9 protein-coding genes and 1 riboswitch are annotated in these 11,151 nt (G+C 65.3%); of the genes, 8 read left to right on the top strand and 1 reads right to left on the bottom strand.

What is annotated here, in order from left to right:
- The 7 genes from IH615_RS07055 to IH615_RS07025 form a co-directional block, all read left to right on the top strand.
- Window positions 1-1,618, top strand: a 1,618-nt coding sequence (locus tag IH615_RS07055; RefSeq protein ID WP_291360953.1) for a chemotaxis protein CheA, incomplete at its 5' end; no start/stop codon positions are given.
- Window positions 1,615-2,115, top strand: a complete 501-nt coding sequence (locus tag IH615_RS07050) for a chemotaxis protein CheW (RefSeq protein ID WP_291360951.1) — start codon at window positions 1,615-1,617, stop codon at window positions 2,113-2,115. The genes IH615_RS07055 and IH615_RS07050, both read left to right, overlap by 4 nt.
- Complete coding sequence (locus tag IH615_RS07045; RefSeq protein WP_291360949.1) at window positions 2,112-4,214, top strand: methyl-accepting chemotaxis protein; 2,103 nt, start codon at window positions 2,112-2,114, stop codon at window positions 4,212-4,214. The genes IH615_RS07050 and IH615_RS07045 overlap by 4 nt, the downstream gene beginning before the upstream one ends.
- A gap of 95 nt (window positions 4,215-4,309) precedes the next feature.
- Complete coding sequence (locus tag IH615_RS07040; protein WP_291360948.1) at window positions 4,310-4,771, top strand: chemotaxis protein CheW; 462 nt, start codon at window positions 4,310-4,312, stop codon at window positions 4,769-4,771.
- 41 nt (window positions 4,772-4,812) lie between these two features.
- Window positions 4,813-5,697, top strand: coding sequence for a protein-glutamate O-methyltransferase (locus tag IH615_RS07035; RefSeq protein ID WP_291360946.1), 885 nt, complete (start codon window positions 4,813-4,815; stop codon window positions 5,695-5,697).
- Window positions 5,698-5,707: 10 nt separating this feature from the next.
- Window positions 5,708-6,835 (top strand): chemotaxis response regulator protein-glutamate methylesterase, encoded by a 1,128-nt coding sequence (locus IH615_RS07030; RefSeq protein ID WP_291360944.1) that lies wholly within the window; start codon window positions 5,708-5,710, stop codon window positions 6,833-6,835.
- The gene (locus IH615_RS07025) at window positions 6,832-8,571 is read left to right on the top strand and encodes a hypothetical protein (protein WP_291360942.1); all 1,740 of its coding nucleotides are present in this window, start codon (window positions 6,832-6,834) and stop codon (window positions 8,569-8,571) included. The genes IH615_RS07030 and IH615_RS07025 overlap by 4 nt, the downstream gene beginning before the upstream one ends.
- Here the strand turns inward: IH615_RS07025 and IH615_RS07020 are convergent.
- Window positions 8,568-9,680, bottom strand: a complete 1,113-nt coding sequence (locus tag IH615_RS07020; RefSeq protein WP_291360939.1) for a 2'-deoxycytidine 5'-triphosphate deaminase — start codon at window positions 9,678-9,680, stop codon at window positions 8,568-8,570. The genes IH615_RS07025 and IH615_RS07020 overlap by 4 nt on opposite strands.
- A gap of 76 nt (window positions 9,681-9,756) precedes the next feature.
- Window positions 9,757-9,832, top strand: a riboswitch (SAM riboswitch).
- A gap of 41 nt (window positions 9,833-9,873) precedes the next feature.
- On the opposite strand from IH615_RS07020, the gene metZ reads away from it, so the two are divergent.
- Window positions 9,874-11,079: an O-succinylhomoserine sulfhydrylase gene (gene metZ / locus IH615_RS07015; protein WP_291360937.1), complete on the top strand. Its 1,206-nt coding sequence runs from the start codon at window positions 9,874-9,876 to the stop codon at window positions 11,077-11,079.
- Window positions 11,080-11,151: the final 72 nt, after the last annotated feature.

Here is an 11,151-nt window from a genome sequence, read left to right as displayed (position 1 = left end):
CGCGTCGCCATCGGCTGTCCTCTGGCGCATCCGCTTCCGCCTGCCCGGCGACGCGCTGGTCTATGGCACCAATCCCCTGCTGCTGCTCGACGAGATCCGCGAGATCGGGCCCTGCACGATATCAGCGCTGACCGATACCATTCCGCCACTCGACCTCATCGACCCTGAAGTGCCCTATCTGGGCTGGCAGATCGATATCGAGGCCGAGGACCCGCGCGCCGCCATCGACGATGTCTTCATGTTCCTCAAGGACGGCATGGAACTCTCGGTCGAGCCGCTGACCGACGCCGCCGCGGCAGAGCCCCCGCAGGGCGTCGAAATCGACCTGGCGCTCGACCCCGAGCCCGCGCCTGCGCCGGTCGCCGTCACCGCCCCGCCAGCCAAGGCCAAGACCCCCATCGCCCCGGCCGAGGACAAGCCCGCCACCGCCACGCCCGAACGCGCCGCATCATCCTCGATGCGCGTCGATGCCGAGCGGCTCGACGAGCTCATGGATCGCGTCGGCGAACTGGTGATCGCCCAGGCCCGCCTCACCCAGATTGCCGCCATGAGCCAGGACGGCAATCTCAAGACCATCGCCGAGGAGCTCGAACGCCTGAGCTCCGGCCTGCGTGACACCACCATGGGTATCCGCATGGTGCCGATCGGCACCCTGTTCAGCCGCTTCCGCCGCCTGATCCACGATCTCAGCCGCGACCTGGGCAAGGAGATCGAATTCATCACCACGGGTGAGGATACCGAACTCGACAAGACCATGATCGAGCGCCTCGCCGATCCGCTGGTCCACCTGATCCGCAATTCGGTCGATCACGGCCTCGAAAGCGCCGACAGGCGCCTCGCCGCCGGCAAGCCGGCCCAGGGCACCGTCCGCCTCTCGGCGGTCTATGCCGGCGCCGAAGTCGCCATTTCGGTCAGCGATGACGGGGCAGGGCTCAATGCCGAGCGCATCCGTGCCAAGGCCGAGGAGGCCGGCCTGCTTGCCCCCGATGCCAAGATTGCCGATGCCGATCTCTGGCAGATGATCTTCGCGCCCGGCTTCTCGACGGCCAGGGAAGTGACCTCGCTCTCAGGGCGCGGTGTCGGCATGGACGTGGTCAAGCGCACCATCGATGGCCTGCGCGGCAGCATCGATGTCGCCACGACGCCGGGGCAGGGCTCGACCATGACCCTGCGCCTGCCGCTGACGCTGGCCATTATCGACGGCATGCTCGTGCGCGTCGGCAATGGCCGCTACACCATCCCGCTGGCGGCGGTCGAGGAATGCGTCGAGCTCCCTGAGGGCATCGAGGCCAATGCCCGCGGCCGCAACTTCCTCGATATCCGCGGCAGCCTCGTGCCCTTCCTCCGCCTGCGCGAGGTGTTTGGCACCAAAGCACCGCTCGAGCCACACCAGAAGGTGGTCATCGTTTCCTCGGGCGAAGGCCGCGTCGGTCTCGTGGTCGATCAGATCATCGGCAACAACCAGACGGTCATCAAGCAGCTGAGCAAGCTGCATTCGGGCATCAAGTCTTTCTCCGGCGCGACCATCCTGGGTGATGGCACCGTCGCGCTCATTCTCGATACCGCCCATCTGGTCGCCCATGGCCAGTTCTATGTCGATCAGGGGAGGGCCGCATGAGCGTCACCACAGCAGGCTCCATGAAGGCGCTGACCCTGCGCCTGCAGGATGAACTGTTCGCCGTCGAGGCAGGGAGCGTGCGCGAAATTCTCGATCTCGTGCCGATCACCGAAGTGCCCAATGCCTCGCCCTTCGTCAGCGGGTTGATCAATGTGCGCGGCCGCGTCGTGCCGCTGGCCGACCTCCGGGTGATGTTCGGCATGGATCGGCCCGAGCCTGATCAGGATACCCGCATCGTGGTCATGGAAATCGACATCGATGGCGAGCCGACCGTGGCCGGCATCCTTGCCGACAAGGTTCATGACGTCACCGATATCGAAGCCGCCTCCATCGAAGAGGCTCCCAAGGTCGGCATGCGCTGGCGCCCCGAATTCATTCGCGGCATCGGCAAGCGCAATGGCGGCTTCATCATCATCCCCGATCTGGGGCGAATTTTCGAAACGCAGGGCGGCAGAAGCGCGCCCGTCGCAGCATCAGAAGAAAGGTCTGCATCGTGAGACTTACCATCAAGACCAAGCTGGCGGCAGTGTTCACCGTTGTCGTCGCCCTGTCGGCGGGCAGCATGTTCATTGCCCTGCAAAATCTCGGCTCGCTGAACACCGAACTTGAAACCATCGTCAATGTTCGCTCGGCAAACCTGGTGACCTCGGCCGAAATGCAGACGAGCCTGGAAAGTCTTGGCTCCCGCATTCGCGCCCAGATCCTGACCACGGATCCTGCGGTCAAGGCGGACTATGTGGCCTCCATCAAGGAAGACCATGACGAACTGGTCAATGGTCTCGCCACGCTCGAGGCCAACGTGATGGATTCCAGCATCCGCGAGCGCCTTGCCCCCTTCGGTGCCAAGCTCGAGGAACTCCAGGCATCGGTCAACCGGGCCACCGAGCTGACGCTCAAGAATTCCGATGCCACCGCCCTGGCGGTCAGCCGCAGCGAGGGCAGCGATTCGCTGGGCGTGTTCGAGGAAACCATGGGCGCGTTGCGCGCCTCGCTGCAGCGCAAGGTCGAGGCCGGCGACCTCACTGCCTTCCCCGCCTATCAGGCAGCGACCGAGATGTTCCTGACCGGCACCGACATGTTCCGCCAGCAGCGCAATGTGCTGCTCGCCGCCTCCCAGGATCGCGCCTTGCAGGAGAAGTGGCACGCCGACTATCTCGCCGGCGTCGAGGCCAATGCCGAGCGCATTCCCGACATGCAGCGCACCATGCCCGCCGCCGACATGCCGCTCTTCAATGCTGCCAAGACCGCCTATGACAACATGGTTGCCGCCATGGGCAAGGCCGTGGCCATCAGCATCGAGAATGGCGATTTCTTCGCCCTTCAGGAACTGGAGACAGCCAGCGTGCTCCGGCGCGAGGCCAATGCCATCCTGCAGGAGATGATCGATCGCAGCGAACAGATCATGGATGAATCGGCGGTCGAGGCCCAGGCTCTCTATGAGCAGTCCATGGTGCTGCTGATCGGCCTGCTGGTTGGCTCGGCTCTCATCGCCCTGGTCGCAGCGACCTGGATCGTCGTCTCGATCTCCCGCGCCCTGTCGAGTGCCGTGCGCCTCGCCAATGACGTTGCCGATGGCAATCTCAGTGCCAGCGCCTCGGTCAGGTCCAATGACGAGATCAAGGACCTCATCGACGCCCTCAACGCCATGACCCGCAAGCTGCGCGAAGTGGTGAGCGAAGTCACCACGGCCACCCGCAACGTCGCGGCTGGCAGCCAGGAAATGTCGGCCACCGCCGAACAGCTCAGCCAGGGTGCCACCGAACAGGCGTCCTCCACCGAAGAGGCGTCTGCCTCGATGGAGGAAATGGCGGCGACCATCAAGCAGTCGGCCGACAATGCCAGCCAGACCGAGAAGATCGCCCGCCAGTCGGCAGCCGATGCCATTGCTTCGGGCGAAGCGGTGAACAACGCCGTCACCGCCATGCAGACGATCGCCGAAAAGATCATGGTGGTGCAGGAAATCGCCCGCCAGACCGATCTGCTCGCCCTCAACGCCGCGGTGGAAGCCGCCCGTGCCGGCGAACATGGTCGTGGCTTTGCCGTGGTGGCGTCCGAAGTGCGCAAGCTCGCCGAACGCAGCCAGGCCGCCGCAGCCGAGATCTCGACGCTGTCGGGGACGACGGTCAAGGCCGCGCAGTCTGCTGGCGAAATGCTCAGCAAGCTGGTCCCCGATATCCAGCGCACGGCTGAACTGGTCGAGGAAATCTCCGCTGGCAGCCGCGAGCAGAATGCCGGTGCGGCCCAGATCAACACGGCCATCCAGCAGCTCGACAAGGTCACCCAGCAGAATACCTCGGCCGCCGAAGAAATGTCGGCGACGTCGGAGGAACTGGCCAGCCAGGCCGAGCAGCTCCAGTCCGCCATCAGCTACTTCCGCATCGATGCATCGTCGACGCCGGCGGCCAACCGGAGCGAAGCTGCCCCGGCTGCCGATCTCAAGCAGGCCATCCTGGCCACAGCGCCACATATGGCGCCGCGCAAAACTCCTGCCAGGGCCAGGCCCAAGAAAGCTGCCAGCTCGGGCGGTTTCGATCTGGACCTCGACGATGGCCATGACGACCTCGACGCCGACTTTTCGCGCCGCGGCGCCGCCTGACCGAAGGTCAGGTGCCCAATGCTGGTGATCGCCCCAACCCTGGGGCGGTCACCGAACCCTCTCCCGCCAGAACAGCGAAACCAGAGACCCGGACCATGGCTGAACGCGCCCAATACGTGACCCTTGGCGTCGCCGACGAACTCTTCGCCGCGCCGGTGGAGAAGGTGCAGGAAATCCTCGATATGCGGCCCATCGCCCGGCTGCCGCAGGCACCTGAAACCCTGCTGGGGATGATCGACGTCCGTGGCCAGGGCATTCCGGTGGTCGATCTGCGACTCACCCTTGGCCTGCCTGCGGCGCCCGATACCGAAAACACCCGCATCATCGTTCTCGCCCTCGCCGGCCAGGATGCCGACCTGCGCCTGGGCCTGCGAGCCGACCGGGTATTCGAGGTCACCATCCTCGACGATGACGCTCTCGATCCGCCTCCGGCGGTCAGCGGCACCTGGTCGGGACACTGTATCGCCGGCATTGGCCGGCGCAATGGCCGCTTCGTCACCGTGCTCGATCTCGAGCGTCTGCTGGGTTCATTCGAGGACGCCTCCCGGGCGGCCTGACCCACGCAGTTGATATCCAGCCTAGCCGGAGAATAGACCCATTGGCCCCCTCTGCCCCCCAGGCCGCCATCCGGCTGGACAGTACTGACGACGATCACCTGTCATTGCGCGACTTCAAGCGCATTGCCGATCTGATCGGGGAAGAGGTTGGCATCAAGCTGCCGCCGACCAAGCGCCTGATGGTCGAGGGCCGGCTGCGCAAGCGCGTGCGTGCCCTGGGCCTTCCCAACCTCGAGGCGTACGGAACCTATTTGTTCCAGCAGGATGGGCTTGCTGCGGAATGGCCGTTCTTGATCAACGCCGTCACCACCAACAAGACCGATTTCTTCCGTGAACCCGAGCATTTCGATCTGCTCGCGGAACGTCTCGTCCCCGACCTGATCGAACTGCGCCGCGCCGAGCGCAAGCCGCTGCTCAAGATCTGGAGTGCGGCCAGCTCGACCGGCGCCGAGGTCTATACGCTGGCCATGGTGCTGTCCGACCTGCTGGCGCAGCGCCAGGATTTCCGCTTTGCCATTCTGGGCACCGACATCTCGACCTCAGTTCTGGAGCAGGGCGTGCGCGCCGTCTATCCCGCCGAGCTCATCGCGCCCGTGCCGCCGGCCAAGCAGCAGCGCTACCTGATGCATTCGCGCAAGCCCGGGATACGGCCCGAGGTGCGCATCGTGCCCGAATTGCGCCGGCTGGTTCGCTTCGCGCGGCTCAACCTGATGGATGCCACCTATCCGTTCGATCGCGACGTTGACGTCATCTTCCTGCGCAACGTGCTGATCTATTTCGACAAGGCCGACCAGGAAAAGGTGATCCTGCGCTTGGTCGACCATCTCAGGCCAGGCGGTTATCTCATTCTTGGTCATTCCGAATCCATGATCGGCACTGCGGTGACCATGCGTCAGGTTGCACCCGCTGTGTTCCAGAAGGCCTGAAGGACCTGACATGACCGCAACCCATCGCAAGATCCGCGTGCTCATCGTCGATGATAGTGCTTCGGTACGCATGACGCTGAGCGAGATCATCGGCAGCGATCCCGATCTCGAAGTCATGGCCACGGCCGCCGACCCCTATGTCGCCGTCGAGCGCATCCGCCAGGAAGTGCCCGACGTCATGTTCCTCGATATCGAGCTGCCGCGCATGGATGGTCTGACCTTCCTGCGCAAGATCATGAGCCAACGGCCCATCCCGGTCGTGATTTGCTCGAGCCTGGCCGAGGCCGGTTCCGATACCCTGATGCAGGCGCTTGAAGCCGGCGCGGTGGACGTCGTCACCAAGCCCCGTGTCGATACCGCGCATTTCCTCCAGGAATCGCGCATGCGCATCTGCGACGCTGCCAAGGCGGCCGCCCATGCCAAGTTCCGCGGCATTCACAAGCCCGCCCCGGTGCTGACGGTCGAAGCCAAGCTCACCGCCGACGCGATCCTCCCCCCGCATTCGGAGGCGCGCGCTGCCTCGGTCCGGGCCAGGCAACCCCAGACCGAGCCGATCATCTGCATCGGCGCCTCCACCGGCGGCACCGAGGCCCTGCGCGAAGTGCTCGAAAAGTTGCCGGCCAATAGCCCCGGCATCGTCATTGTCCAGCACATGCCCGAGAAGTTCACCAATGCCTTCGCCCGCCGCCTCAACAGCATCTGCGCCATCGAGGTCAAGGAAGCCGAAGATGGCGACGTGGTTCATGCGGGCAGGGCGCTCATTGCGCCGGGCAACCAGCACATGCTGCTGCACCGTACCGCCAGCCGCTATACCGTGAACATCGTCGATGGTCCCCACGTTTCGCGACATCGGCCCTCGGTCGATGTCATGTTCCGCTCGGCCGCCCAGGTGGCCGGCCGCAACGCCATGGGGGTCATCCTCACCGGCATGGGCGATGATGGGGCCCGGGGCCTGCTCGAAATGCGGCAGGCCGGCAGCCATACCATCGCCCAGGACGAGGAAAGCTGCGTCGTGTTCGGCATGCCCAAGGAGGCCATCCAGCGTGGCGCGGCGGTCAAGATCGTCCCGCTGAGCCGTGTCGCCACCGAAATCGACGTCTACGCCCGCAATATTCCGCGCACAGGTACCGCTTCATGAGTGCACTTGCACACGCCCTTCCCGCCGTCTCGGCTGATGCCATTCGGCTGCGCCAGATCGGCGAAGCGCTGGCGGGTCCCCGCGAGCAGATCGAATCCACCTTCGTCACCGTCGGCGCCCGCTTGGCTGAAGGCGCGGCCATGCTCAACCGCGTCACCAAGGTGTTCGAGGCGCTGCCCGCCCAGTTGCAGAGCCCCGAACTGGTTGAGGCCTCGACGCGCCTGGCCGATGTCGGCCGGCAGGCGCAGACCATCTCCGCCCTCTTCGCCACCGAGCAGGCCGACCTGACGCGTCTTGTCGACGTGGTCGCTGCCGCCGAGCATCCGATCGGCGAGCTTCGCCGCACCGTCAAGATGATGGGTATCGTCGCCATCAACGCCCGCGTCGTCGCGGCCAGCGTCGTCGGCGACAGCGACGACTTCGATGTCTTCACCACCGACATCGCCAAGCTCTCCGAAGGCGCCAGCTCCACCATTCAGCACTTCACCACCGCCTATCGCCAATTGACCGACGAAGTCGGCCAGGCCGCCCGGCAGCGGAACCAGTTTGAAAACGCCCATGCCGATACGCTGAGCGGGCTCGCCGCCGACATGGAAGCCGCCCTGGCCGAACTGGCCCGCCAGCGCGCCATTTCGGCCGATGGTACCGCCCAGACCGGCCGCGTCTCGCGCCAGATCGTCGGCCGCATTGCCAGCGCCGTCATGGCGCTGCAGGTCGGCGACGCCACCCGCCAGCGCATCGAACATGTCGAAGCGGGTCTTGCCGCCCTCGCTGACCTGCAGGACAGCGGCAAACTGGAAGAAATCGACAGGCAAGCCGCCAGCAGTCTCGCGGGCAGCTTGCAGGTTGCCCAGCTCTCTGCGGCGGCGGATGCGTTCGAAAATGACGTCGCCGACGCCGGCAGCGCCCTGCGCGACCTCGCCGCCGACGCCCGCATCATCATGGATCAGAGCCGCGCCATCTATGGCCAAGACGGCGCCGACGCCTCCCCACTGACCGCGCTCAGCACGGCCGTCCGCCAGGCCGCGCTGGTTTTGCGCGACTGCGAAAACGAGCGTAGCAAGCTGGAAAGCGTTGCCACAGCGGTACTTAGTACCGTCGGTGTCTTGCTCAGCCATGTCGAGGCCGTGCAGGAAATCGAGGCCAATATGCGCCTGGTGAGCCTCAATGCCGCGGTCAAATGCGCCCAGCTCGGCCCGCGCGGCGCCGCCCTCAACGTCATCGCCCGGCAGTTGCGCGAACTGACCGGCGAAACAGTCGCCGCCGCCGAAGCCGCCATGTCCGGCCTGCACGAAGCGGCCGGCCTCGCCCAGTCCTTCGGGGCCGCGGCCAATGGCGACGCCGCCGGCCGCGTCGGCCAGCTCGAACACGAGGCTACCGCCGCACTGGTGCTGCTGCAGGGCGTCGACGCCGCCCTCGCCGAGGCCCTGGCCACCCTCAATCGCGATGGCCCCAGCGTCATCGGCCTTCTGGGCACGGCCGCCGAGACCTTCGCCAGCCAGGCAGCAATCTCGGAGACCATGCGCGACCTCGAAATGCAGCTCGCGGCCGAATGCCCACCTGTCCCATCGGCAACCCCCAGGGGCGCTGTCGCCGAGGTGCTGGCCGCCCACCGCGCCCGCTACACCATGGATGCGGAGCGCAAGATCCACGAGACCATGTTCGGCGCCGACCCAGCGCCTGTTGCGGTCAAGGACGAGACCGAGGAAACCGATCTCGACGCGCTGTTCTTCTAGCCCAGATAGGGCTTGAAGTGCTTGGAGAGCTTGAGCGTCTGCGCCTGGTAATTCGACCCGAGCGCCGAGCCATAGAGCCGGTCCGGCCGCTCCGCTAGCCGCTCATAGATCAGGCGGCCGATGGTCTGGCCATGGCCCAGCAGGAACGGCACTTCCCGGCTGCGCACTTCCAGCACGGCGCGACTGCCGGTCCCGCCCGCCGATGAATGGCCGAAGCCCGGATCGAAAAAGCCGGCATAGTGGACTCGGAACTCACCCACCAGCGGATCGAATGGCACCATCTCGGCGGCATGGGTGGGCGGCACATGCACTGCCTCGTCGCTGACCAGGATGTAGAATTCGTCGGGGTCGAGGATCAGTTCCTCCCGGCCGCGATTGGTCAGCGGGTCCCAGAAATCCAGCACATCGAGCGCTGCCTTCTTGTCCACGTCGACCACGGCCGTGTGGCGCTTGGAGCGAAAGCCGATCAGGCCATTGCGATTGGCGCCCTTGAGGTCGATCGACAGCGCCACCCCTTCGCCGACCGGCACATTATTGTCGAAGACCAGCGTATCGGAGGCGTGCAGCGCCTGGTGCTCGGCTATGGTCAGGCGGTGGTCGCCCGAGCGGAACCGCATCTGGCTGAGCCGCGACCCTGTCCGCACCAGCACTGGGAAGGTGCGGGGGCTGACTTCGAGATAGAGTGGCCCCTGGTAACCTGCTGGCATCTGGTCGAAGCCGCGGGCGCGGTCGCCGATGACGCGCGTGAAGACATCGAGGCGTCCGGTCGAGCTTTTGGGATTGGCCGAGGCACTGACCGCCTCGGGAAGGTCCAGCCGTTCCTGCAGCGGCACGAGATAGACGCAGCCACGTTCCAGCACGGCGCCCTTGGTCAGGTCGATCTCATGCAGCTTCAACGCCTCGATGCGTTCGGCCACCGAGTGGCTGGGCCCCGGCAGGAAGCTCGAGCGCACGCGATAGGCGACATCGCCCAGCCGCAGGTCGAGGCTGGCCGGCTGCACCTGATCATCCTCGAATGGACGCGACGCGACGATGGCGCCCTGCTGGTGCAGCAGCTCGATCAATCGCGCCGGAAAGACGCCCTGCGGCCACGCCTGTTGCTTGTCCATGCTGTCGCGCCCCACGGAAACCGTGGCTACCCCTAGCAACCCATGCAATTGACGCCAACAGGCAATTGGCCTTACATCACAACCCAGTGGTGATTTGGCCGGTCGCTTGCAGCCACTTAAAACAAGTTGCTAAAGACCGTTTGGGAACCGGCCGCCTCTATGCGTGCCGGTTTTTTGTTTTTGAAGGCGTGAAATGTCCCGAGATAAGAACCCCCTCCTTGATCCGAAACGGCATGGCCCTGCCACCCAGATGGTCCATGGCGGGGGCAAGCGCTCGCCGTTCAACGAGACCAGCGAGGCCATTTTTCTCAATTCGGGCTATTCCTATCCCAGCTCCGAACACGCCGAACTGCTGTTCCAGAACAAGCTTCCGGGCGCCCACAACTATTCGCGCTTCGCCAACCCCACTGTTGACATGTTCCAGGACCGCATGGCGCTGATCGAGGGGGCCGAAGCCGGCCGGGCCTTCGCTTCGGGCATGGCCGCGGTCACCAATGCGGTGATGAGCCAGGTTCGCGCTGGCGACCATATCGTGGCTGCCCAGGCGCTGTTCGGCGGCTGTCGTTACGTGGTGGAAGATTACGCCCCGCGCTTCGGCGTCGAGTCGACACTCGTCGACGGCCGCGACCCGGAGAATTTCGCGCGGGCGATGCGCCCCAATACCAAGCTCGTCTTCATCGAGACGCCGACCAATCCGACGCTGGAACTAGTCGACATCAAGGCCGTGGCCGATATTGCCCACGCCCATGGTGCCAAGCTCATCGTCGACAACGTCTTTTCCACCGCGCTCTACCAGAAGCCGCTGCAGCTCGGCGCCGACCTCGTCACCTATTCGGCCACCAAGCATATAGACGGGCAGGGCAGGGTGCTGGGCGGCATCGTGCTGGGTTCGAAGGCGCTGATCGAGGGCGACATCCACACCTTCCTGCGCCAGACCGGGGCGACGCTCAGCGCCTTCAATGCCTGGGTGTTGCTCAAGGGGCTCGAAACCTACGAACTACGCATCCGCCAGATGACCGACAGCGCCGAAAAGGTGGCTGCGGCCCTGGCCGGGCACCCCAAGGTCAACAGGGTGATCTACCCGCACCATCCCAGCCATCCGCAATACGAGCTGGCCAAGCGGCAGATGCTGCGTGGCTCCACCCTGCTGTCCATTGACGTTGGCAGCCAGGAGGCGGCGTTCACCCTCTCGGACAGCCTGGCGGTGATCCTGATTTCCAACAATCTGGGCGACGCCAAGTCGCTGATCACCCACCCGCGCACCACCACGCATGCGCGCCTGACCGAGGACGTACGGCTCGAAACCGGCGTCACTCCCGGCCTGCTGCGGCTGTCGGTGGGGCTCGAAAGCCCGGACGATCTGATCGCCGACCTGCTGTATGGGCTGGATCAGGTCTAATGCGTTTCGGCGGACCCCTTGAAGGCCGGCGCTTTCCATCCCGCCCCCTTGAGGGGAGGGCCGGGGAGGGGG

Source organism: Devosia sp. (assembly GCF_014860165.1).
Classification (GTDB): Bacteria; Pseudomonadota; Alphaproteobacteria; order Rhizobiales; family Devosiaceae; genus Devosia.
This window is presented reverse-complemented; position numbering and strand designations above follow the sequence as displayed.

Excerpts from the sequence above, each read along its gene's own strand:
- IH615_RS07050 (WP_291360951.1), top strand. The coding sequence starts at position 1,615 with ATGAGCGTCACCACAGCAGGCTCCATGAAGGCGCTGACCCTGCGCCTG.
- IH615_RS07040 (WP_291360948.1), top strand. The coding sequence starts at position 4,310 with ATGGCTGAACGCGCCCAATACGTGACCCTTGGCGTCGCCGACGAACTC.
- IH615_RS07030 (WP_291360944.1), top strand. The coding sequence starts at position 5,708 with ATGACCGCAACCCATCGCAAGATCCGCGTGCTCATCGTCGATGATAGT.
- IH615_RS07025 (WP_291360942.1), top strand. The coding sequence starts at position 6,832 with ATGAGTGCACTTGCACACGCCCTTCCCGCCGTCTCGGCTGATGCCATT.
- IH615_RS07020 (WP_291360939.1), bottom strand. The coding sequence starts at position 9,680 with ATGGACAAGCAACAGGCGTGGCCGCAGGGCGTCTTTCCGGCGCGATTG.
- metZ (WP_291360937.1), top strand. The coding sequence starts at position 9,874 with ATGTCCCGAGATAAGAACCCCCTCCTTGATCCGAAACGGCATGGCCCT.